This window comes from Hazenella coriacea, from assembly GCF_004341825.1.
Lineage (GTDB): Bacteria > Bacillota > Bacilli > Thermoactinomycetales > Thermoactinomycetaceae > Hazenella > Hazenella coriacea.
Window position 1 is genome coordinate 70,430 of sequence record NZ_SMAG01000002.1, and the last position, 23,125, is coordinate 93,554.

The window sequence follows — 23,125 nt, forward strand, 5'->3', positions numbered from 1 at the left end:
AGAATAATATAACACAACTTAAACAATTTGATCTTTTGCTTCTTGTAAAATAAACAAACAGTTTTTATGTTTCACGTGAAACATATGGCAATTCAAGCCAAATAAGTTGTAATTTATTTAAGATAGCAGGGCATTCCATATAGATATCGAAATGTAATAAGAGATCATAGTGGCTTTGAGTTGATAGTAAGGTGGTGTTCACATTGAAAGAACCATTTTCACGATGGTTAGGTCTAATGGAAAAAGATCAAGATCAAGTAAGACATATACCGGTCAACAAGATTCAACCCAGCCCCTATCAACCGCGAACAATTTTTGATGATGAACGGATTGAAGAACTATGCCAGACGATTCGAATCCATGGGATTATTCAACCGATTGTAGTCCGAAAAAAAGATCTTTATTATGAGTTGATCGCTGGAGAGCGGAGGTTAAGGGCGGTCAAAAAATTAGAACTTCCCACCATTCCAGCTGTTGTGAAACAAATGACCGATAGCCAAGCAGCCTCGGCCGCATTGATCGAGAATTTGCAGCGTGAAGGATTAACTGCTGTTGAGGAGGCACACGCTTACCAAAAGTTGATTGAACTTCAAGACTTAACTCAAGAAAGCTTAGCCCAACGTCTCGGAAAAAGTCAATCAACGATTGCCAATAAGTTGCGCTTGTTACAACTTCCTTTACCCATTCAAAACGAATTGATCAAACGAACTGTGACTGAAAGACATGCGAGGGCTTTACTTTCACTAAAAGAAGAAGCGCTTCAACTTCAAGTATTAAAGGAAATCTTAGAGCGAGAATTAAATGTAAAACAGACCGAAGAAAGGATTCAGCGACTCTTAGAAGTAACTAAATTGAAGAAAAAACCTCAACGGAAATCCTACTCTCGTGATATGCGGATTGCAGTGAACACGATTCGCCAATCTGTTGATATGGTGAAACAGACAGGTATGTTTGTAGAATCATATGAGAAAGAGCATGAGCGGTATTATGAGGTAGTGATCCGCATCCCCAAAAGTAAATCCTAATTTAGATGAGGGTGAGAAGCTTATTTGAATTACATACTCTCAATGAGCATTTTTAGTAATATATTTATCTAAATTCCGTCGGGTCGCTGTTTCTCTCACTCTCGTAGCGGATCCGCAAAAGTCGTTCGCGAGAGAAACATCTCCTCTCCTAGATTCTCAGGATCAAGCCACTTCGTTTCCCATTCATTCAAGTGATTTTGCTCAAATCGAGTTACATAGATATACAAAGAAGATAAGTGAGGCAGAGCATGGCCTCTTTTTCTTTATCAAAGGTAAATTGGATAAAGGTAGGCTTGATCTGATGTACTACAATCTAAGATCGGAGAGGTGTGTTTTTAGACGTCCAGATCGACTTGATAATAAAAAGTCATGGAGTGCTGGCATCAGTTCATCTAGACGAGGGTTTAAACTAAAAAGTACTATTTTTTTATATAGTGTTATATGTTTAATAATGGCATAGTTAAAGAGAAGAGTTTTATTCTATGATGAAGCCACTTCTTGCTGAATCCCATACGGGCGAGAATTGGATTGATTTTATTAGCTAATAGAAGAATGGAAAGGTTAGGAAAACATCTATGAAAAATACTGTGTGATCTATAGGAGAGGTGGAAGTATGGGGAAAATAATAGCGATTGCAAATCAAAAGGGTGGAGTGGGTAAAACAACGACATCCATTAATCTAGCAGCTAGTTTGGCGGCGATGGGCAAAAAAGTTTTATTAGTTGATATAGACCCTCAGGGAAATACGACTAGTGGATTAGGCATTAATAAAGCGGATGTGAAAAGTTGCATCTATGATGTATTTATTAATGATACTCCAGTTAACCAAGCTCTACTACAAACCTCTGTAGAAAATTTATGGATCGTACCAGCAACGATTCAGTTAGCTGGTGCCGAAATTGAGCTTTCTCAAGCTATCTCCCGTGAATTGCGTTTAAAAAGAGCATTACAGCATGTGAAGAATGATTTCTCCTTTATTTTAATCGACTGTCCACCATCGCTTGGGATCATTACATTAAATGCTTTAACTGCAGCAGAATCTGTTCTAATCCCGATTCAGTGTGAGTTTTATGCATTGGAAGGATTAGGTCAGTTACTAAATACCATTCGGATCGTCCAAAAGCATCTAAACAAACACTTAGAAATAGAAGGTGTTTTATTAACCATGTTTGATGGACGAACGAATTTATCTGTACAAGTAATGGAAGAAGTGAAAAAATATTTTCAGAACAAGGTATACCAAACAGTGATCCCGCGGAATGTTCGGCTGAGTGAAGCCCCTAGCCATGGGCAACCCATTTTAGTCTATGATGCGCGATCCCGTGGTGCAGAGTGTTACAACGAATTGGCTAGAGAAGTGGTGATTCAAAATGAGTAAACGGTTAGGTAGAGGACTAGATGCACTGTTCACGCAAGTGGATGTTTCTGAGCAAGATGAAGTAAATGAAGTGAATATTGAAGAATTACGACCCAATCCGTATCAACCACGCAAATATTTTGATGAAGAGACTCTGAATGAACTGGCAGCATCTATTAAACAACATGGGATTGTACAACCTCTTGTTGTACGAAAAAGCATTCGGGGATACGAGATTATTGCAGGAGAACGTAGATGTAGAGCCGGAAAGTTAATCGGACTTGAAAAAGTTCCTGTTGTTGTTCGGGAATTTAATGACAATCAAATGATGGAGATTGCCTTAATAGAGAATTTACAACGAGATGATTTAAATCCGATTGAAATTGCGATGGCTTATCAAAAACTCATGGATCATCTGGCTGTAACTCAAGAAGTTTTAGCAGAGAGGGTAGGGAAAAGTAGGCCACATGTAACGAATTTTTTACGCTTACTTCAGTTACCCTCGGATTTACAAGAAGATGTTTCACGTGGAACATTATCGATGGGACATGCTCGTGCATTGTTAGGAATTAAAGATCGAGATTTACAAAAGAAACTAGCGGAAAAAGTAAAAACTGAAAAGGCTAGTGTACGTCAGCTAGAAGAATGGATTCAAAAGCTAAATCAATTAGGTTCCCGTAAAGAGAAAGTTCAGACCAAACAAACTGTGGAACCAGTCATCAAAAGATATGAGGATTTATTACAACAAGCTTTTAGTACACCGGTTCGAATTAAACATGGACGGAAAAAAGGCAGAATTGAAATTGAATATTATTCGGAACGTGAGTTAGAACGATTGATTGAATTGTTAAATCAAGAGAGAATGATGGATTAGGAAATTCACCATACATTCTAAGAGAATATGGAAATATTCACTTGCCATCCTTGGTTCACCTTGTAGCTTGTCTTAGCACATGTTACAGGACTGGGGGTGGCTTGATCATTGAATGAGAAGGGGGACATTTATGTTATTAGGAACAATTGTGAATGCAGTAGCGATTATTATAGGAGCACTCCTTGGGATTATATTTAAAAAAATGTCTGATCAGATGAATCAGACCATGATGAGTGGGATTGGATTAGTCACGATTGTGATTGGATTATCTATGGCGTTAAAAAGCAATAATCTGTTTTTAGTACTCTTGTCGATTGTTTTAGGAGGTGTGGTTGGGACTCTATTACAGATGGAAGAGCATTTAGAAAAGTGGAGCCAACGACTGGAGCGAAAGTTTGGGCATAACAATCAATTTGCGAGTAGTTTTGTAACAGGGGTATTAGTTTTTTGTGTCGGACCCATGGCGATCTTAGGAGGCTTAGATAGTGGACTTCGAGGACAACATGATATTTTATTTACGAAATCTTTATTAGATGGAGTAACCGCTACGATTTTTTCTTCTGCTTTGGGTATTGGCGTCTTATTTTCAGCCATTCCAGTATTTCTCTATCAAGGGCTTATCACGATTTTAGCAACATGGATTACTCAGTTTATAGATCAAGCGATGTTAGATCTTGTGATTCAGCAGATGACGGCAACAGGGGGTGTACTCATCTTGGCGATTGGCTGTAATCTGCTAGGGATTACTAAAATAAAGGTAGCTAACTTATTGCCAGCTCTGCCATTGGTCGTGATCGGTGCACCTTATATTCAATTATAGTCATGTCTATGATCTAATGACCATCTAATCTTGCTGGCACTCAAGCTTGAGTTTTATATTCTCTATCAGGTCACGAACCTTCATTTTAAAGTCTTTACAGAAAAGAAACCTCTTTACGATTCCAACTTCTATGAAGTGGGATCGCAAAGGGGCTTTTTTAATGGATAGAGGTTATTGCATACAATCGTGCCATTCCCTTATTGATATGATATCAAGCCTGTTTTTGGCGAAAAAAAACAAGTCATGGCACATAGATGAAGAGATGGGACTCAGATGATGCAATGCGTTCTGTAAAGATGTGTGATTCGATTTAGCTTTCAATGGTAGTGCGAGATGGATTTTGTAAGTCATAACTAGCTTCTAAGATCGAGGATGAAATGACTTCTGCCATTTTCATCACCATACTTAGTCGTGTGTTTTGTAACACAAAATACTCCATAAAACCCGCCACATTTACAATACCAGTAATATATATTTGACCAATCTCTGGTAAGTTTTTATTTACACCTGCTCCTGGACGAAGAGGACCCAATCCCACCTGAATCCAACCGACACTCTTCACCTTTCCAAGACAAGCATCGATCGCTAAAATACAAGCTTGTGGATGTTGCCGATGGATTTGCTCGATCGTTGCTGAAAGATTAACTGCGTGTACAGGATCATCTAATGTCCCATAAATCTGTAATGGACTGTTCACTCTGGATAATAGAGTACCTACTAAAGGACCAAGTGAATCACCTGTAGAGCGATCAGTTCCGATACAAATACAGACGATCTCTGGAGCTGGGTTCGACTGTAAAGCGTAGGATATTTGTTGTGAAAACTTCCTTTCAGCATGTGGGTTAGTAACTTCAATCCGAAAGGGTAAAGAAGAATACGAATTTTTTTGAATGAATGGAATCTCTCTCATATAGAATCCTCCGAGAAAAAGTTCCTTATCAGTATACGGATGAATGGACTGAAATATACATGTAAGGACAACCTGATTTGATAGAGGAGAGATTTTGTGAGAATCAATCTATTATCCACTTTAAAAGTGAGTATGACTATTGTAGGAACAACGATTGGAGCAGGATTTGCTTCAGGTAGAGAGATCTGGGAGTTTTTTGGTTCATATGGTGAGTCTAGTTATCCAAGTATTTTCCTGTCCATGGTTATTTTTTATATCGCTAGTATGATTTTGTTAACGATTAGTTGGAAGAGGAAAACGGAGCATTATTCAGAGCTACTTGAGCAGATTATGGGGAAGTCAATGGCACGAATCTTTGATGGATTGGTCACTTTCTCCTTATTAACTACAACCATTGTGATGATTGCAGGAAGTGGGGCTACTTTTGAACAATGGCAAGGTGAAGATCTCTATTTATTCGGTTGTCTTATACTCGTTTTAGCGGTATTTATCGCTCTCTTATTTGAAACTAATGGCATGCTTTCGTTAAACATGGTGATTATGCCTGTTTTGATCGTGATCCTTATATATGTGTGTCTACAATTTTCACAATCTCACTCAACAGAAGTCATAAATAGGGATCAGGAATTGGTCCTGTCATGGCCTTCAGCAGTGGCCTATGCAGCCTTTAATATTATTTCCTTATTAGCGGTATTATCCACAGTAGGACGTCAGATTCGTCATTCATGGGAGATCTGGACAGCTGGTCTGATCAGTGTTATTTGTCTTGGAGGAGTGGCTATTCTCTATAACCATTCTTTATTAAAAATTGAGCACTTGATTTCCCAATATGATATTCCCTTATTTGCTCTTGTTGAAGATTACTCACCGATTTGGATGCTAACTATTTCGTTACTGTTATGGTTTGCTATTTTTACAACCACACTTAGTAATATGCACGGACTAATTTTTCGGTTATCCCCCTATATATCTTGGCCTCGGTGGTTAGTATCTCTTTCTTGCTTACTCCTGTTGACGCCACTGAGCCAATTGGGTTTTGCTACATTGGTTCAATACCTATATCCCTTGTATGGAGTTTGTAATCTGTTTTTATTGGCCTCGATTTTGATGTATCCTTTTTCTAAGCAGGAGTCTAAGGAAGGGTAAAAAAGAATGTGGTAGAATGTTATTAAATATCAGAAAGGAGGCGAAACGATTTGATTTATGCCATAGCGAAATGGGTGATAAAAATGTTTCTTCATACTTATCACCGTGTAGAGGTTTATGGAATGGAGGACTTACCTCGTCAAGGATCATTAATTGTTGTAGGGAATCATGTTAGTTATTTAGACTCTTTTTATATTGCTTCTTTGCTTCCACGACCTGTTCACTTTATGGCTAGACAAGAGTCTTTCGCTCATCCAATCACCCGGCGTTTACTTCACTTTGCAGGTGCATTTCCTGTGAATCGAGAAAAACCTGAGATTAGAACAATGCGAACGGCGCTTCGATACTTGGAACAACAGGAAGTCGTAGGGATCTTTCCCGAAGGTGGGATTGATGGGGATGGTAGTTTTCAAGAGATCAAACAGGGTGCCTCTTATTTAGCGACCAAAGGAAATTGCCCTATCCTTCCTGTCTACATTGAGGGGACTCAGATCGCACTGCCAGAAGGTCAAAAGTGGATTAAACCTATCAAAATCACTTTATATGTAGGCAATCCCATCATCCCCCCAGATGTAGGGTCAAGTAAAGAAAAGCAGTTATTAGTGAGTGAGCAGATCCAACAACAACTTCGATCTTTAAAAAATGGCATCGACCTAGATCAAACAGGTTGAATGATGGGTCTTAACTTTTTATAATGTTAGCAACAACAAAAGAGGTGTGATGAAGTTGCAACGGAAGCCATTTGGACTCGGTGATCTTGTAGAGATGAAAAAAGCGCATCCTTGTGGAACCAATGCGTGGAAAGTGATTCGGATGGGGATGGATATTCGGATTAAGTGTACAGGCTGTGATCACAGTGTTTTGCTACCCCGAAGCCGCTTTGAACAACGCTTGAAGAAGGTATTAGTTTCAGCAGGTGAATCAGCTGAATGATAGGAATATGTTTCTGTCAAGAACCGAAGCACCTAAAGTGAGGTGCTCTCTTTTTTATGTAGAAGCGTGATATAATAGACAAGGTTTTTGTAAAGAGATGGTCGAGAAAGCAATTACTTAATTGTAGGACCATCTCATAACGGGAACGGAATTAGAGTAAGGGGATGATCCTTTTATGGCATTAACGACAGGCATAGTCGGATTACCAAACGTAGGAAAATCTACACTATTTAATGCAATTACTCAAGCAGGCGCTGAATCTGCCAACTACCCTTTTTGTACGATTGATCCGAATGTAGGGGTTGTGGATGTTCCAGATCCTAGATTGAAACGTTTAGCTGAAATTGTGAAGCCACAGCGGATTGTACCCACTTCTTTTCAATTTGTGGATATTGCCGGGTTGGTAAAAGGGGCTAGTCGAGGAGAAGGACTTGGCAATAAATTTTTATCTCACATTCGTGAAGTGGATGCAATTATCCATGTAGTTCGTTGTTTTGAGGATGAGAATATCACCCATGTGGCTGGAAAAGTGGACCCTGCCAGTGATATTGAAACCATTAGTCTAGAGCTCGTGTTTGCTGATCTTGAAACTGTAGAAAAACGGTTAGATAGAGTTCAAAGACTTAAGAAAAGTGGCGATAAATTAGCAATCGCCGAACATGATATTTTGGTTCGTTTACAAGAAGCTCTTTCAGAAGGCAAACCTGCTCGCTCTGTTGCCTTAGATCGGGACGAAAAGCTAACAATTAAAAGCCTGAATTTGTTGACCATGAAAAATGTTCTATATGCCGCCAATGTGAGTGAAGGTGACATTTCAAATCCATGGGAAAACCCTTATGTTCAGGTCGTACAACAGATTGCTGAAAGTGAAGGGGCTGGTGTAGTTCCAATCAGTGCACAAGTAGAGGCAGAAATTGCGGAGTTGGATGGAGAAGAAAGAGAACTTTTTTTAGAAGAGCTGGGTCTAGAAACATCAGGCTTAGATCGACTCATCTCTGCAGCTTATCATCTACTGGGCTTAATCACTTATTTTACAGCAGGTGAAAAAGAAGTAAGGGCTTGGACGATTCGACAAGGTACCAAAGCACCACAGGCAGCTGCTGTGATTCATACAGATTTTGAAAGAGGATTTATTCGTGCTGAAGTCACTGCTTTTGATGATTTAATGGCGTGTGGTTCATTAGCTACAGCTAGAGAGAAAGGCTTACTTCGGTTAGAAGGAAAAGAATATGTGGTCCACGATGCAGACATTATGACTTTCCGTTTTAATGTGTAAAAGTGATGAATATCAGCATGGAGAGAGTCTCAGAACTTAAATAGTAAAAAACGGGGCAAGCTTCTTGCTTTATTCTAAGTGCTTTGATAGAATATATTATCGTATATTAGTAAAAGTCGTTCTCCTTGCTCTACTGAAAAAAGTAGAGCCGTAGAGTCCAAAGGGAGGTGTAAACTATGCACAAATATGAACTTATGTTCATCGTACGTCCAGACGTAGATGAAGAAACCCTCAAAGCAACCCGCGAGAAAGTACAATCTATTATTGCGGAAAATGGTGGAGAAGTTACCAATGTTGATGATATGGGTAAGCGTCGCTTTGCATACTTAATTGATAAGTATCGTGAAGGATTCTATACAGTTGTCAACTTCCAAGGGAAAGCTGAAGTTGTATCTGAATTGGATCATGTATTGAACATTAGCGACTACGTCATTCGTCACATGACCATCAACATGGATGAAAAATAAGCACCAACGGAATAGGTCATTGACTACCGATCAAAAGGGAGAGGTTATCTATGTTAAATCGGGTCATCCTGATCGGTCGGTTAACTCGCGACCCTGAATTGCGTTATACCTCTGGTGGGATCGCAGTTTCTCGTTTTACTCTCGCAGTTGACCGTCGTTTCTCTAATCAACAAGGTGAGCGCGAAGCAGATTTTATTAATATAGTCACTTGGCGTAACCAAGCTGAGAACTGTGCGAACTACTTGAAGAAAGGATCACTTGTCGGCTTAGAAGGACGAATTCAAACTGGCAAGTATGAGAACCAAGAAGGTCGTACGGTTTATACCACAGAAGTTGTGGCTGATGATGTACGCTTTTTAGAGCCCAAAAATCGTAATGAGTCAGCTCCTTCCTCTTCGTTTGGTCGAGGAAACTACGGGGGAAGCCCTAGTGGTAGCAACTATGGTAATAAACCGATGGATGACCCATTTGCAGATGACGGTAAACCAATTGATATCTCGGATGATGATCTACCATTCTAATTGAACGGATCAACCAACCACCATGCTTAAGCTAAAGGAGGGAACGAGATGGCACGTCGTCGTGGACATAAACGTCGTAAAGTTTGCTTTTTTACAGTAAACAAAATCGAATATATTGACTACAAAGATGTGGATTTACTACGTAAATTCATCAGTGAACGTGGTAAAATTTTGCCACGTCGTGTAACTGGAACCAGTTCCAAGTACCAACGGCAATTAACCCGTTCAATCAAAAGAGCACGTCAAATGGCTCTTTTACCATATACCAACGATTGATTTCTCATACAGGGGCGGGAGGACCGCCTCTGTTTTTTATTTACTTAGCAGGAAAATGAGCCGGACATGTGGAAAGTTCTCCTTAATATGTATATTTTTGAGGGAGTGCTAGATGAATGAACCGGCCAGAACGAGGGGTGCAGTTTGCAAAAAGCGTCAAAGTGATTGATTGGCTTCGGACAGAAATTCTAGATCAGGTGGCTACTTTGTTTAAAGGTTTGCATCATGCCAACCAGCATGTCATTATAGATAGCCTTTCAAGCTTGGTCGTAACCATCTACATTATAGCTCGTCGGATCGGTTTCTCTTTTCGCGAATTGGATCAAGCTGTGATACAAAAGCTAAAAGAGCACGCAAGAGATGGACACCAATTGGAGCAGTGGTATGGTGATTTAACTTCTCTTGAAGAGTACATAAATAAGAGGTGAAACTCGCTTGTCTCATAATACAAAAGGAGTAGTGAAAGATAGTCTGATTACTTTTGGACTGTTCTTGCTACTTCTTGCCTCGTTAATCATCCCAGGTGTCAACTTAATCAGCTTATGGCTTCTCCCGCTCCCTTTTTTCTATTTAAAAGCAAAGCAAAGTTGGGGGATCACCCTTTTTTATACATTGGGAATGGGACTGATGTTTTTTATTTTTCCATTAACCCCTTTTCAATTTATCTATTTCCATATTGTAGCTGTTGGTTTAGTGATGGGAGAATTGTATCGTAGAGAAAACACGACAGGTACTGATATTGTATTAGGTGGAATGATTACAGGATTAGTGGGCTCATGGATTCTGTTGTTGATTAGTGAATATGTATTTCACTTGATGGCGCAGTTGCGTGAGGCTTGGAGTTCTGCTTGGGAAACAGCAAAAGGTATAGTGAATACTCCCACGGATCTTCCTGTTCCATCTTTAGAAATGATTATCCCTAATCTCCTGTTCTTTCTGATTGTTCCTACAGCATTGCTTACCTTTCTTGTTGGAATGAAATGGATGACTCGAATTGGCTATCCTAAAAAGTCGCTCCCGCTCTTTCGAGATTGGCGATTACCTCGGGTTTTCTTCTATTTCTACTTTTTAACGATCATCGTCACCTTTCTGGTAGGAGAAGAAGCAGACTCTTCATTGCAAAGCTTATTACTAGGCATTACTGGAGTCTTCCAATTTCTATTTATTATTCAAGGCATCTCCTTTATTGCTTTTTTACTACATCATAAAAGTAAAAGTAAAGCTTGGATTACTCTTCCTATTTTACTCACATTCTCCCCTCTAAATATCATCATCTTATTTATGGGGATTCTTGATAGTGGTTTACGATTGCGAGAGCGGATGTTTATGAATAAAAGTTAAGATTGGTGTATATTGGACATACATGTTTTTCTTCTTGGGGTTGCTCCTTGATCGAACAAGGGTACAATAATAATGTAGTGGATCCGGAAGAAGATGTTTTGTAAGGAGCAGTTTAGGGGATAGAACAATGCCGAAATTTATAATAAAACGATGGCATGGATATCATATGGTTTTTGCCATGTGTTTCTTGTTAATTGTAATTTCCTTGCTATCTACTTATACATGGGTGTTTGGAATCATTGGTTTTGTCATATTTATTGGCTTAGCTATTTTTTTATACCGTGCGGAAAAAGCATTTCGCAAAGATTTTACTGATTATATCCTGACTTTAACCCATCGCATTAAAAAAGCAGGTCAATCTGCAGTAGAACAATTGCCTACGGGTGTTCTACTTTATGATCGAAATGGATTTATTGAGTGGTTAAACCCATTTGCCCAGAGAATGGCAGTGCGTGATAAAGTGATTGGTTTGAAGGTGGATGAGGTTTTCCCTGAATTAAAGCATGTAGAAGTGGATGGAGAGCATCCCTTTGTGATTCATATAGATGACAAAACATATGAAGTAATTCATTATCAAGATGAGCGACTTTATTTTTTTAGAGATATTACGGTGTTAGATCAGCTACAACGTAAATATGAAAATGAACAGGTGGTCCTCGGTTTTCTTCACCTTGATAACATTGACGAAGCGGGTCAAGGGCTCACAGATCAAGAGGAAGCGTTACTCATATCTAATGTATCTAGTGCCATTTCTAAATGGGCTTTAGAAAATAACATTTCAATCAAGCGCATTGAGACAGACAAAATGTTTTTTGTGACACAACAGTCTACATTAACACAGATGATCAAGACTAAATTTGACATTCTAGACGCAGTTCGTGAGCTTACCAGACACAATAAAATCCCGATCACACTTAGTATTGGGGTATCCAGAATCGGAGAAACGATGACGGAACGATCACAAAATGCACAAGCCGCCCTTGATATTGCACTGGCTCGAGGAGGAGATCAGGCTGCTGTTCAAGAGGAAGAACGAGTTGTCTTCTTCGGTGGTAAAAGTAATGCTGTGGAAAAACGGACTCGTGTTCGAGCCAGAGTGATCTCTCATGCGATGAGGAACTTGATCCGTGATAGTAAGCGGGTAGTTGTGATGGGGCATAAGCAACCGGATATGGATGCATTGGGTTCTGCTATTGGTGTGGTGAAGTTTGCTTTAATCAATGATTGTGAAGCATTTATCGTGTTAGATGAAGGAAATGCATCGATTGAGCGTTTGCTTACTGCTGTTCGGCAACATGATTATTTAGGCGAACATCTCATTCAGCCAGAAAAGGCACTTCAATGGGTGGATAACCCAGAAACCTTATTAATCATCGTTGATACACATAAGCCAGGCTTGGTCATCGAGCCTAAACTATTGGAAAAGGCTAAGCGCACTGTAATCATTGATCATCATCGTCGTGGAGAAGACTTTGTGAAAGATCCAGTTCTTGTTTATTTGGAGCCTTATGCCTCTTCGACAAGCGAATTAGTGACAGAGTTACTTCAATACCAAGAAGGGCGTTTGGCGATGGATACTTTAGAGGCTACCGCCTTACTCTCTGGCATCATCGTAGATACTAAAAACTTTGCTTTTCGTGCGGGTTCACGAACATTTGAAGCCGCTTCGTTTTTAAGAAGGCATGGCGCTGATCTCATGATGGTGCAATCTCTGCTTAAAGAAGACTTATCACAGTATGTCAAAAGAGCGGATCTGATCAAAAATACAGAACTCCTATATGATGATATTGCAGTAGCTGTAGGGCTAGAAGATGAAGTATATGAACAGCTATTGATTGCTCAAGCCGCTGATACACTTCTCAATATGCAAGGGGTTATGGCATCCTTTGTCATTGGTAAACGGGAAGATGGGTGTATTGCGATCAGTGCACGTTCTCAAGGTGAACTCAATGTTCAACTGATTATGGAAGAGCTAGGGGGCGGTGGTCATCTGACTAATGCAGCTTGTCAGATGAAGAATTTAAGCTTACAAGAAGCTAAGCAAAGACTGATCGACACGTTAAAACAGACCATAGAGAATGGGGGATCAGAATAATGAAAGTCATTTTGCTTCAAGATGTGAAAGGAACTGGGAAAAAAGGAGATACCAAAGAAGTATCTGAAGGGTACGCAAATAACTTCTTAATCCCACGGAAATTAGCGATCCCAGCGACAAAAGGAAATATGAATTCCTTAAAAGAACAAAAAAGAATTAGTGAAAAACGAAAAGCTGAAGAGTTGGGGAAAGCACAACACTTGGCGAAACAGATGGATGATCTCATGATTACGTTTAAAACAAAAGTGGGAGAAGGGGGCCGTGTTTTCGGTTCGATTACTTCCAAACAAATCAGCCAAGAGTTAAAGAAAAAACACAAGTTAGACATCGATAAAAAGAAAATTTTATTAAGTGATCCCATCCGTTCATTAGGTGTAACGAAAGTCTCTGTGAAATTACATCATGAAGTAACTGCTACCTTATCTGTACAAGTTGTAGAAGAATAATCAAAACTAACATAGTGAAGCGCTCCAACAAGGGGAGGAGCGCTTTTTTATGACCAAGGAGGGGTGTGACTTTGAGTGATTTGTTTGCTGACCGACTTCCACCGCATCATCACGAAGCGGAGCAAGCGGTTTTGGGTTCCATTTTGATTGAGCCATCAGTCATGATGACCGTGAACGAGCAGATCAGAGCAGAAGATTTTTATCGTCAGGCTCATCAACGGTTATTTCAAGTTATGAATGATTTAGCGGAACAGGGCAAACCAGTCGATTTGGTCACCCTTACCTCCGAATTGCAAGATCGTAAGTTGCTTGAAGAAGTAGGCGGAGTTCCTTACTTAACGGAACTTGCAGGAGCTGTTCCAACTGCAGCTAACGCTGAGTATTATGCGAAAATAGTGGAAGAAAAATCACTTTTACGTCGACTGATTCGAACCGCAACCCAGATTGCGGCTACTGGATATTCAGGTACAGAAGATATTACCTCAGTCATCGATGATGCGGAAAAGAAAATCCTCGAAATCTCACAACGGCGGATTCGGGGTGGGGGATTTATACCGATCCGGGATGCCTTGTTGGAATCCTATGAGCAGATTGAACATCTGCACTTCAATAAAAGTGGAATCACTGGAACTCCCACGGGCTTTGTTGATCTAGATCGGATGACTTCTGGATTAAAAGGTTCAGAGCTTATTATTATTGCAGCTCGTCCAGCGATGGGAAAAACAGCCTTTGCACTCAATCTAGCTCAAAACGTGGCTGTTCGTTCCAATCAAACAGTCGCTCTCTTTAACTTAGAGATGTCTGCGCCACAATTAGTGATGAGGATGTTAGCGGCAGAAGGAAATATCGATGCACAAGCTTTTCGAACAGGTAATTTAAATGATGAAGATTGGGAAAAACTAACGATGGCGATGAGCACATTGAGTGAAGCTCCCATCTTTATTGATGATACCCCTGGAGTGACTGTATTCGACATTCGATCTAAATTACGACGTTTGCAAGCCGAACATAGTTTAGGCTTGGTTGTCATTGACTATCTCCAACTGATCACAGGACGTGGAGAGAGTCGACAACAGGAAATATCGGAGATTTCAAGGTCATTAAAGCTATTAGCTCGTGAATTTAACGTACCTGTCATTGCTTTATCACAATTATCCCGTGCAGTTGAACAAAGACAGGACAAACGACCCATGCTCTCTGACTTAAGGGAATCTGGTTCGATTGAGCAAGATGCTGACCTTGTAGCCTTTCTATACCGTGATGATTATTACAATGAAGAATCGGAGAAAAAAAATATCGCTGAGTTAATTATTGGTAAACAGCGGAGTGGACCTGTTGGAAAAGTGGAGCTTTTATTTCTGAGAAACTATAATAAATTCCTCAGTTTAGACACCCAACACAAGCAATTTAGCGAATAAATCTCTTTTATGATCATCATAACGTTCGTTTTTCAGTTTGACACCTACAATTAAATCAATGTAAAATAATTAAGTGTTAGAAAATTGTTCGGAAAAGGTGAACACCATCCGTCGAGGAGGAAATAACCATGTCTACGGTGGTTGTAGTTGGATCCCAATGGGGAGACGAAGGAAAAGGGAAAATCACTGACTACTTAGCGGAGAAAGCAGAAGTAGTTGCTCGTTATCAAGGGGGAAATAATGCGGGGCATACAATTGTATTCGGGGGTACCCGTTATAAACTGCATATGATTCCCTCAGGGATCTTTTACAAAGATAAAATTTGTGTCTTAGGGAATGGGATGGTCATCCATCCTGAAGCCTTATTAAAGGAATTGGACTACCTCCATTCCTTTGGAATTAGTACAGATAATCTTCGGATCTCAGATCGAGCTCACGTGATTATGCCTTATCACATTCGTCTCGACTTAGCAGAAGAGAAACGGAAAGGTTCTGGAAAAATCGGAACTACAGGCAAAGGAATTGGGCCCGCTTACATGGATAAAGCAGCTCGTGTAGGCATCCGAGTGGGAGATTTACTAAATCCTGCGCAATTTACTGAAAAACTGAAGCGGAACTTAGAAGAGAAAAATCAATTATTAGAACGGCTTTATCAGGTCGAAGGGTTTACCTTTGAAGAAATCTATGAGCCTTATCTCGCTTGTGCTGAACGGATTAGAGATTACGTGGTGGATACATCCGTGGTATTGAATGATGCGATTGATCAAGGAAAACGGGTGCTATTTGAAGGGGCCCAAGGGGTTATGTTGGATATCGACCAAGGCACTTACCCATTTGTCACTTCTTCTAACCCTGTGGCAGGTGGAGTTTGTATTGGATCAGGTGTTGGACCTACCAAGATCCATCAAGTTGTTGGTGTAGCCAAATCCTATACAACCCGTGTTGGAGATGGTCCATTCCCAACTGAACTCCATGATGAAGTGGGCGATCAAATCCGTGAAGTAGGCCGTGAATACGGAACCACGACAGGACGCCCTCGCCGCGTCGGTTGGTTTGACAGTGTTGTCGTGCGACATGCCCGCCGTGTCAGTGGCATAACCGGATTATCTCTGAACTCCCTTGATGTATTGACTGGACTAAAGACTGTTAAGATTTGTACCGCTTATCAAGTGGACGGCAAAGTGATCGAAAATTATCCCGCAGATCTCGAGCTTTTGGGAAGATGCCAGCCAGTTTATGAAGAAATGCCTGGTTGGAAAGAAGACATTACCAAAATTCGTAGCTTTGACCAACTTCCAATCGAAGCCCAACATTATGTGGAACGTGTAGCTCAGTTAACCGGGATTCCACTCGCTATGTTCTCAGTAGGACCCGGTCGGGATCAAACGATTCAAGTACGATCTGTCTATGCCTTGTAAGATGAATAAAAAAAGGAGATCAAAGGGAATTCCTTAGGTCTCCTTTTTTTAATTTGAACTGCATTCTGATCTCACCCTTAACACCAGAGTGAATCTAACATTTTTCTATTATTAAATAAAAAAGATCCGTCTTAGCGGATCGATCAAATTTTACTATTAAAGTATTTAGGGGACACTTTCAGTTGTTTTTTTAGTATTTGCTTAAATAAGAGTGAGGGAATTTCTCCGCTCCCCATAGAGACTTTTGTCAATCGTAAATGCCCATTTTGATCTATTTTGCGATAAAAGTAATGATCTGTTTTCTTGTACAATTCCCAACCGTCACGTTCACAAAACCTTTTTAACTCTTTCCAGCTAGGCATCGATTAAGCTTTTAACTCCTTCTAGATCAGGTTGGATTAATACATGTAATATATAAGGTAAATGAGCTTTGCGATTAGCTGCGAGATGAAAGCCATGAGTATAGTAGTCTTGGGCATATTCCAACAGATTATAAGCTAATTGATCTTTTAATTCATCAAGAGAACTACCTTCAGCTACAAGATCAATCTCATTGAGAGATCCAGCAAAAATTCCATTCTCTTCCTCGTAATCCAAAGTGAATCGATATTTTTCCAAAATGGTAGCCATATGCAAGTCGGAAATCATAAATGCTACATCTCGGTTTCGTTTGATGGCCAAAGGTTTTTCCCTAACCACCTTGTCATAGAACGATGACCAATTTTTCCTCGCTTCACTTGCATTGGTGATTTCTAAAGCATTCACGTTGAACAATATCATCATCCCCTTACCTCCATTGTACAATTTGTACATATTGTACGCAATGGAGGATAGGAATATTCTAGGATGAAATATTATTTATAGAGAGAAGTTAACAAAATGGAGCAGTTGGATGAAATGGCTCCATTTCTGCTTACTTTTATTCTTAATTGTTTAATCCTTGATAAACTTTCTCGAGTTTCAAAGGGTCATTAACTATCTCAAATTCTGCTAATAGCCCTACTATTAATCCTTTAGAAGTTGTAATACTATCTTCAATAGATTATTCTATTTCCTCACCAGGCAATGCTAAACATAGGGTATCTAATGCTTGATGAATGTCATTTCCAAATTTGACTAAACAGTAATCTGTTTCTCCATATACCTTCCCTGACTCCGACATAAACATCACCATATGCTCATGACGTGCTTCACCAATGGGGATTAACGATTCGTTTACACGCATTTCAATTTCGGTAAAGTCCTCTTTTTCATAATAATCGCCAAGGGCTTTTTCGGGAATAAGGTGAAATGAATCTTGATCACCATTAGAGCGAGTAAACGAACATCTGATCCCACCAAATTCACTTAATGTTGCGATGACAGACGGAAATAATTGATAACCTTTGGATTCTAGAAATTGTACTGTACTCTTGATGTCCGCTTTTCTTTGTGGATGCCAACCCGATTCGGTTAAGATTTTATAGGTTTCTGAAGATAATTGGTTCATTTCAGCATCAGCATTTCTTTTCTGCGAAATATTTGTTAATGATATTTGTGATTTTTTCGGTTCTTATCCCAAAATCAGTCAGACATTCAATAAAAAATTCTTCTATATACTTTTTATTGAATGTTAAATTTGGGTCATGCTGTTCTTTTTTTATATAATTTATTCTCATTCTGACCTTACACCTTTCATGTTAAAGTCGATATCCATCTCAATACTTAGAAGGGGTATTTGTTGGCGATATGAATATGGATTGAGTATATTTATTTAATATTCTAATTTTATGTAATATTACTAGTTATATCAGAGGATTGCAAGTATGATGAGCTATTTATCTTTATTGCGTGAAACAAGAAAGGTGAGAATAAATAAAAAAGGAGATCAAAGGATTTTTCCATGATCTCCCCGTGATTTACTACCAATTCCCTCTTTCGATCTGATTTCATCCCTCGGTGGATGATTCTTCTTCCGCCTCATTTATTTCTTTATATAGCGTTATTGTGTCATCCCAAATATTAATCCTGAAATATATGGAATAAGCCAAATGAACCATACAGGTACACTAAATTTGTGAAAGTTACTTCTCATATTCGTGTCTTTTTTCACGATCACAACAGTCGCCCAAATGGCATGAATGAACATGAATAAGATCGCTAACAACCCTGTGATTCCGTGAAAACTAAATAGGGAATGGTCTTCTGCAAGCATTCCCATGAATGTTGTTCCGATTGTATCACAGATGAGTCCGATCCAAAAAGTGATCACATGCCAAGACTTTAATCCCTTTTGGACTTTCTCACTCCAGACTCCGATTGTATAAAAAATTAGTGCTGATGTAATAAATATAATTGCATAGGGTAACATTATTTTTCACCTCATATTTTGCTGATTTCTTTGTCTTTCTTTATAATACTTAGGAAATATGAACTGGAAATGAACACTATAAATACATTACTTCGAATTTTCTGGGGGATTTTTTTGAGTTTACCTTCGTAAATTTATTAGATATAAAAAAGAGGTGGAATTATAATTTAAAATTCCACCTCTGTCTGTACATTATTTGCTATTTACTTATGATAGGTCTCCCCACGGTTAATTTTATAAGCTCGATAGATTTGCTCTAGCAGAAAGATCCGGATTAATTGATGGGGAAAAGTCATGGCTGAGAAAGATAATAATAAGTCCGCTCGTTTTAACACTTGGGGATCTAATCCATAAGAACCCCCAATGATAAAAGTGAAGTGACTTTTCCCATAAGTCGTTAGTTGATCTAGCTGTTGGGCGAAGGATTCAGAGGTGAATGATTTTCCTTGAATCGCTAGAGCGATGGTATAGGAATCGGGGTGTAGTTGCCGAAGGATTCGCTCACCTTCTTTGCTGATAATCTGGGTGATTTCGGCTTCCTTGACAGGGTCTTGGGCTTTCTCTTCAGCGATTTCTTTGATTTCTATTTTGGTATAGGCTTGAAGTCGTTTTAAATATTCATCAGCGGCTTGGCGAAAATGTTTTTCTTTTAATTTTCCAACAGTGAGGATTTCAATTTTCATGGATGGGCTCGCTTTCTTCTTGTTCGATGGTGAGGATATATTCTGCTGGTTGTTGGCACCAATGGCAGACTTGCTTTCCTTGTTCAATGAGTTCAAGGTCTGGGGCAACTGAGTATTGATCAATGATGTCATCTAGGACTAGATCGAGGTCATTTTGACAGGCATACCAAATGTGTTGAGGACTTTTCATAAAATCATTCCTTTGATTAATAAAATTATTCACAAGTTATCCACATTATCCACAGGCTCCAAAAAAAGAAATTGCCCCGCTGAAGCGGAGCAATGATCAATCTTATTGATAACGCTTGGGCACTTCCGATAAGGTGAGTGTGGTTGTCATTTTTTTACCACTTCGATAAAAGGTAACAGTTACTTTGTCACCAATCTTTTTATTTTTATAAAGGTATTTTCTGACTTCAGAGCTAGTTGTGATGTCTTGGTCATCTAAAGCAACGATTACATCTTTGGCACGCAACCCCGCAAAAGCCGCTGGAGTTCCTAAGTCAACTCCACGAATGACCGCACCCCCTTGTAGATTTGGAGGGATATTTAGGTCTTCCCATACATATTGTGGGAGTTGGGCAAGATCCATCATGCTTACTCCTAAAAATGGGCGAGGAACATGACCGTGTTGGATTAAGTTTTGGATGATGGGGCGTGCTTCATTGACTGGTATTGCAAAGCCAAGACCTTCGACGCCTTGTTGAGCAATTTTTAAGCTATTGATGCCCACGACTTGACCTGCTACATTGATCAAAGCCCCACCACTGTTTCCAGGGTTAATGGCAGCGTCAGTCTGGATGACATCTGTGGCCATATTTTCAGTAACACTGATCGAACGTTTGGGAGAGCTAATCACTCCGACTGTGACGGATTGCCCTAACCCTAAAGGATTACCAATCGCAATAGCTGGTTCCCCAGGTCTTAACATATCAGAGTTTCCAAAAGTAGCGACAGCAGAGACGTGTTGATCACTAATTTCTAGTATGGCAAGATCTGTATAGGGATCACTTCCCAGTACTTTGGCGTTAACTGTTCGATTTTTATTATCTTCGATTGGAAGAACGACACGGACTTGATTGCTTCCTTCAATCACATGATAGTTGGTAACGATTCTTGCTTTACCATTCCCTTTTTCAAAGATAATTCCTGACCCTGTTCCTCGTTGGACTTCTTCAGGATTAAAGGGATCTCCTGAGGTTCCTAAGTTAATAATCCCTACCACTGCGGGTCTCGCTTGATCTACTGCTTCGGTGATTTGTGAATTCACTTTCACATTGGTGGTTTGCGGGGGAGTATTGATCGTATTGTCTTTTGGGGAAGGCATGTTGATCATCCCACTATTAAAAATTTGAGGGGCAATCAATAACACAATAAAGCCACCGCAGATTGCTGAAGTGATGGATAGTAGGATCAGTGATAGACGTTTTTTCGGTCGATGTGGAGATGGGTCATCATAAAATCCCATAAAAAGATCCCTCCTGTATGTAAAGTAACTGAGTCATTGAAAAGTTGTCGAGTGATTATGAATAAATATTGAAAGGGCTTCTCTTCTCTTTATACAACAAGTTTCACATAGTGATCTGTTAACATTATTTGAACAGCTTAAATGTATTATACTAAAACATTCGTTAATTCTTAAGTGTATGTGGTTGAGTTTTGAAAATTTGTGAACCATCTACTTGGGAAAATAAGTATAAAAACTAGGGAAAGTGAAGAGAATAGTAGAAATATTATAGCATGGAGATCTCTAGGAGTGAGTGAAATGGATCAGTATAATCGAATGTCAACTCCAGAGGTGGATCGTTTTCAGGAGTTGGATGTTGGAGCCCAATTGGCTGATATCAAATTGACGATCTATCAACAGAGTTTAATGTTAACTGCTTTAATCGACCTCTTAGTGTCAAAGGGGTATTTACAACAGGAAGAACTCTCCTCCTTAGCCAAACGTTTAGATCATGATCTTCATGTCTCATTGGATGATGATTATTATGAGGAAAGTGATGAATAAAAAAGAGTAGCTCATGGAAGAGCCCATGAGCTACTCTAATTTTTTAGTTTTACTTTTTTTAGAGGAGTAGGGCGGTCATCATAGGTAGCCCAAAGATGAACATCTCTACCTACTTTCATCCCTGTTTCCTCTAGGATATTCTTTACCGTCAAATGTGCTAGTTCACTAATATTATTATCTTTACTGAGATGAGCTAAATAAATATGCTCTCCGATTCCTTTGACGATCTCCGTTAATGCTGCACCTGAGTCCTCATTGGAAAGATGGCCAACATCGCTTAAAATTCTACGCTTGACATTCCACGGATAGGCTCCCATTCGTAACATTTCCACATCATGATTACTTTCCCAGATGAGCGTATCTACACCTGTCACTTGATCGACAATTCGTTGATTGACATAGCCTAGATCGGTACAGATCGCTAACCTTTCTTCTCCCTGACCAAAGAAGAAGCCCATCGGTTCGGCGGCATCATGGGAAATAGGGATGGACTCAATGTGGATATCGTGAAAATCGAGAGAAGCACCTGTTTCAAAGATATTTTGGACTTCTTCAGGGATTTGCCCCACACTTGTGGGCAAGTTGGACCAAGTAGCTTCATTCATATAAATCGGTATTTGATAACGGCGAGACATGACTCCTAAGCCACGTACATGGTCAATATGTTCGTGGGAGACGAAGATCGCAGAGATGGTTGAGGCATCCACGCCGATCTGTTGCAAGCGATTTTCTAATTGTTTTCCACTGAGTCCAACATCCACTAAAATCCTTGTCTGCTCGGTTTCAATAAACAGGGAGTTCCCTGTACTTCCGCTAGCTAACACGCTAAATTTCATGGGTATTTCTTTCCTTTGTTTGATTTATTCCTCTATATGAGCATTTTATCTAGATCCCGTCGGGTCGTTGTTTCTCTGTCTCACTCCCGGATCGGATCCGCAAAAGTCGTTCGTTAAAGAATCATCTCCCCTCCTAGGTTCCCATTCAAGTGGTTTTACTCAAGTCGAGTTATTCTTTAATCGGAACTAATCTCCACATTATCATCAGCAGTCTTAGCGGTTGCATTCACATCGATCATTTGATTGTTGATATAAAAGCGCCAATGTGGAACCAAGATATAGTCTTCATTGGCATAGTAGACTTTCGCTTTGTAACCTAATTGGATTGCATGAATCTTAGAGTTTTTATCTACTTCACCGCTTGTAATCAATCGATATAAAGCATTGTTAAGAGGGACCACTTTTTCTGCTGGAGTTTGAGTGGGTTTAAAATGAATGATCCGTACCGATTGGATCTGATTACCAGATAAATAAACTTCTAATTTGCCATCAAAAAAAGGTTTTCCATCAAGCATTTGTAGATAAACTCTCTTGTTTTTTTCGATCGAGTGATGAGTTGAGAGTTGATAGTCAGTAAAATAAGGGACCTCTTTTTGCAAAAGCTTGTCTAACTCTTTTGGATCCTTAAATGGTATTTGAAAAGTTTTTTGGTAGACTCCTTGTGCATCCTTTTTCCAGTCTTCAGGTAGAGAAGTATGGACTGCCTTATAAAAATGGGCACTAGATGGTTCATCGGGCCTAGAAGCTACCAGTTGAATTTGATTATCTTTGAGAAGATTGTTGATCTCGGAATTAGTCAATTTGTCATTTCCGAGAGAACGTGATCTTTGCTCAATTGCTTGATTTAATTGTGCAGCCAAGAACAGATTCAAAATGATAAAAGCTACGATTAATATGTTTTTTGCGCGACTCCAGTCCATAT

The 23,125-nt window shown here is 39.5% G+C and carries 28 protein-coding genes; 18 read left to right on the forward strand and 10 right to left on the reverse strand.

Annotated elements, in window-relative coordinates; all coding sequences use genetic code 11:
• The first annotated feature begins 203 nt into the window (after positions 1 to 203).
• The 4 genes from noc (at position 204) to EDD58_RS03655 (ending at position 4,076) form a co-directional block, all read left to right on the forward strand.
• Positions 204 to 1,025: a nucleoid occlusion protein gene (gene noc / locus EDD58_RS03640; RefSeq protein ID WP_243648646.1), complete on the forward strand. Its 822-nt coding sequence runs from the start codon at positions 204 to 206 to the stop codon at positions 1,023 to 1,025.
• Between the two features lie 613 nt (positions 1,026 to 1,638).
• Positions 1,639 to 2,403, forward strand: coding sequence for a ParA family protein (locus EDD58_RS03645; RefSeq protein ID WP_131923495.1), 765 nt, complete (start codon positions 1,639 to 1,641; stop codon positions 2,401 to 2,403).
• On the forward strand, positions 2,396 to 3,256 hold the full coding sequence (locus EDD58_RS03650; protein ID WP_131923496.1) for a ParB/RepB/Spo0J family partition protein: 861 nt from the start codon (positions 2,396 to 2,398) through the stop codon (positions 3,254 to 3,256). The genes EDD58_RS03645 and EDD58_RS03650 overlap by 8 nt, the downstream gene beginning before the upstream one ends.
• 130 nt (positions 3,257 to 3,386) lie before the next feature.
• Positions 3,387 to 4,076 carry a DUF554 domain-containing protein gene (locus tag EDD58_RS03655; protein ID WP_131923497.1) on the forward strand — a complete coding sequence of 230 codons (690 nt, stop codon included), beginning with the start codon at positions 3,387 to 3,389 and terminating at the stop codon, positions 4,074 to 4,076.
• Between the two features lie 310 nt (positions 4,077 to 4,386).
• On the opposite strand, the gene yyaC is transcribed toward EDD58_RS03655, so the two are convergent.
• Positions 4,387 to 4,986 carry a spore protease YyaC gene (gene yyaC, locus EDD58_RS03660; RefSeq protein WP_131923498.1) on the reverse strand — a complete coding sequence of 200 codons (600 nt, stop codon included), beginning with the start codon at positions 4,984 to 4,986 and terminating at the stop codon, positions 4,387 to 4,389.
• Positions 4,987 to 5,082: 96 nt separating this feature from the next.
• On the opposite strand from yyaC, the gene EDD58_RS03665 reads away from it, so the two are divergent.
• The 13 genes from EDD58_RS03665 to EDD58_RS03730 all read left to right on the forward strand — a co-directional run bounded on the left by EDD58_RS03665 (position 5,083) and on the right by EDD58_RS03730 (position 16,323).
• On the forward strand, positions 5,083 to 6,132 hold the full coding sequence (locus EDD58_RS03665; RefSeq protein WP_131923499.1) for a YkvI family membrane protein: 1,050 nt from the start codon (positions 5,083 to 5,085) through the stop codon (positions 6,130 to 6,132).
• Positions 6,133 to 6,182: 50 nt separating this feature from the next.
• Entirely contained in the window at positions 6,183 to 6,803 is a 621-nt protein-coding gene (locus EDD58_RS03675) for a lysophospholipid acyltransferase family protein (protein ID WP_165875781.1), read from the forward strand.
• A 55-nt stretch (positions 6,804 to 6,858) separates the two neighbouring features.
• On the forward strand, positions 6,859 to 7,065 hold the full coding sequence (locus tag EDD58_RS03680) for a DUF951 domain-containing protein (protein WP_131923950.1): 207 nt from the start codon (positions 6,859 to 6,861) through the stop codon (positions 7,063 to 7,065).
• 175 nt (positions 7,066 to 7,240) lie between these two features.
• Entirely contained in the window at positions 7,241 to 8,341 is a 1,101-nt protein-coding gene (ychF, locus tag EDD58_RS03685; RefSeq protein ID WP_131923502.1) for a redox-regulated ATPase YchF, read from the forward strand.
• 176 nt (positions 8,342 to 8,517) lie between these two features.
• Positions 8,518 to 8,808: a 30S ribosomal protein S6 gene (rpsF, locus tag EDD58_RS03690; protein WP_131923503.1), complete on the forward strand. Its 291-nt coding sequence runs from the start codon at positions 8,518 to 8,520 to the stop codon at positions 8,806 to 8,808.
• 50 nt (positions 8,809 to 8,858) lie between these two features.
• Positions 8,859 to 9,329 carry a single-stranded DNA-binding protein gene (gene ssb, locus EDD58_RS03695; protein ID WP_131923504.1) on the forward strand — a complete coding sequence of 157 codons (471 nt, stop codon included), beginning with the start codon at positions 8,859 to 8,861 and terminating at the stop codon, positions 9,327 to 9,329.
• Positions 9,330 to 9,377: 48 nt separating this feature from the next.
• Positions 9,378 to 9,605 (forward strand): 30S ribosomal protein S18, encoded by a 228-nt coding sequence (gene rpsR, locus EDD58_RS03700; protein WP_131923505.1) that lies wholly within the window; start codon positions 9,378 to 9,380, stop codon positions 9,603 to 9,605.
• 116 nt (positions 9,606 to 9,721) lie between these two features.
• Positions 9,722 to 10,033: a MazG-like family protein gene (locus tag EDD58_RS03705; RefSeq protein WP_131923506.1), complete on the forward strand. Its 312-nt coding sequence runs from the start codon at positions 9,722 to 9,724 to the stop codon at positions 10,031 to 10,033.
• A 7-nt stretch (positions 10,034 to 10,040) separates the two neighbouring features.
• Entirely contained in the window at positions 10,041 to 10,946 is a 906-nt protein-coding gene (locus tag EDD58_RS03710; RefSeq protein ID WP_165875782.1) for a DUF2232 domain-containing protein, read from the forward strand.
• A 127-nt stretch (positions 10,947 to 11,073) separates the two neighbouring features.
• Entirely contained in the window at positions 11,074 to 13,041 is a 1,968-nt protein-coding gene (locus EDD58_RS03715) for a DHH family phosphoesterase (protein ID WP_131923508.1), read from the forward strand.
• A complete protein-coding gene (rplI, locus tag EDD58_RS03720; RefSeq protein ID WP_131923509.1) occupies positions 13,041 to 13,487 on the forward strand; it encodes a 50S ribosomal protein L9 in 447 nt (148 codons plus the stop codon). Before EDD58_RS03715 ends, rplI begins: the two co-directional genes overlap by 1 nt.
• Positions 13,488 to 13,558: 71 nt before the next feature.
• Positions 13,559 to 14,905: a replicative DNA helicase gene (gene dnaB / locus EDD58_RS03725; protein ID WP_131923510.1), complete on the forward strand. Its 1,347-nt coding sequence runs from the start codon at positions 13,559 to 13,561 to the stop codon at positions 14,903 to 14,905.
• A 128-nt stretch (positions 14,906 to 15,033) separates the two neighbouring features.
• Positions 15,034 to 16,323: an adenylosuccinate synthase gene (locus EDD58_RS03730; protein ID WP_131923511.1), complete on the forward strand. Its 1,290-nt coding sequence runs from the start codon at positions 15,034 to 15,036 to the stop codon at positions 16,321 to 16,323.
• 143 nt (positions 16,324 to 16,466) lie between these two features.
• On the opposite strand, the gene EDD58_RS03735 is transcribed toward EDD58_RS03730, so the two are convergent.
• The 7 genes from EDD58_RS03735 to EDD58_RS03765 form a co-directional block, all read right to left on the reverse strand.
• Positions 16,467 to 16,685 (reverse strand): type II toxin-antitoxin system HicA family toxin, encoded by a 219-nt coding sequence (locus EDD58_RS03735; protein WP_131923512.1) that lies wholly within the window; start codon positions 16,683 to 16,685, stop codon positions 16,467 to 16,469.
• A complete protein-coding gene (locus EDD58_RS03740; RefSeq protein ID WP_131923513.1) occupies positions 16,678 to 17,103 on the reverse strand; it encodes a hypothetical protein in 426 nt (141 codons plus the stop codon). Before EDD58_RS03740 ends, EDD58_RS03735 begins: the two co-directional genes overlap by 8 nt.
• A 262-nt stretch (positions 17,104 to 17,365) precedes the next feature.
• Complete coding sequence (locus tag EDD58_RS03745; protein ID WP_131923514.1) at positions 17,366 to 17,812, reverse strand: SUKH-3 domain-containing protein; 447 nt, start codon at positions 17,810 to 17,812, stop codon at positions 17,366 to 17,368.
• 492 nt (positions 17,813 to 18,304) lie between these two features.
• On the reverse strand, positions 18,305 to 18,673 hold the full coding sequence (locus tag EDD58_RS03750) for an HsmA family protein (RefSeq protein ID WP_131923515.1): 369 nt from the start codon (positions 18,671 to 18,673) through the stop codon (positions 18,305 to 18,307).
• Positions 18,674 to 18,876: 203 nt separating this feature from the next.
• A complete protein-coding gene (gene rlmH, locus EDD58_RS03755; RefSeq protein WP_131923516.1) occupies positions 18,877 to 19,356 on the reverse strand; it encodes a 23S rRNA (pseudouridine(1915)-N(3))-methyltransferase RlmH in 480 nt (159 codons plus the stop codon).
• Positions 19,346 to 19,546 carry a CxxH/CxxC protein gene (locus EDD58_RS03760; protein ID WP_131923517.1) on the reverse strand — a complete coding sequence of 67 codons (201 nt, stop codon included), beginning with the start codon at positions 19,544 to 19,546 and terminating at the stop codon, positions 19,346 to 19,348. Before EDD58_RS03760 ends, rlmH begins: the two co-directional genes overlap by 11 nt.
• Positions 19,547 to 19,648: 102 nt before the next feature.
• Positions 19,649 to 20,824, reverse strand: a complete 1,176-nt coding sequence (locus EDD58_RS03765; protein WP_131923518.1) for a S1C family serine protease — start codon at positions 20,822 to 20,824, stop codon at positions 19,649 to 19,651.
• A gap of 297 nt (positions 20,825 to 21,121) precedes the next feature.
• Between EDD58_RS03765 and EDD58_RS03770 the strand changes: the two genes are divergently transcribed.
• Positions 21,122 to 21,367, forward strand: a complete 246-nt coding sequence (locus EDD58_RS03770; protein WP_207903243.1) for a hypothetical protein — start codon at positions 21,122 to 21,124, stop codon at positions 21,365 to 21,367.
• 35 nt (positions 21,368 to 21,402) lie between these two features.
• Here EDD58_RS03770 and EDD58_RS03775 read toward each other — a convergent pair whose 3' ends face one another.
• Both EDD58_RS03775 and yycI read right to left on the reverse strand, forming a co-directional pair.
• Positions 21,403 to 22,203 (reverse strand): MBL fold metallo-hydrolase, encoded by an 801-nt coding sequence (locus tag EDD58_RS03775; RefSeq protein WP_131923519.1) that lies wholly within the window; start codon positions 22,201 to 22,203, stop codon positions 21,403 to 21,405.
• A 176-nt stretch (positions 22,204 to 22,379) separates the two neighbouring features.
• A complete protein-coding gene (gene yycI / locus EDD58_RS03780; RefSeq protein WP_131923520.1) occupies positions 22,380 to 23,123 on the reverse strand; it encodes a two-component system regulatory protein YycI in 744 nt (247 codons plus the stop codon).
• Positions 23,124 to 23,125 lie beyond the last annotated feature (2 nt).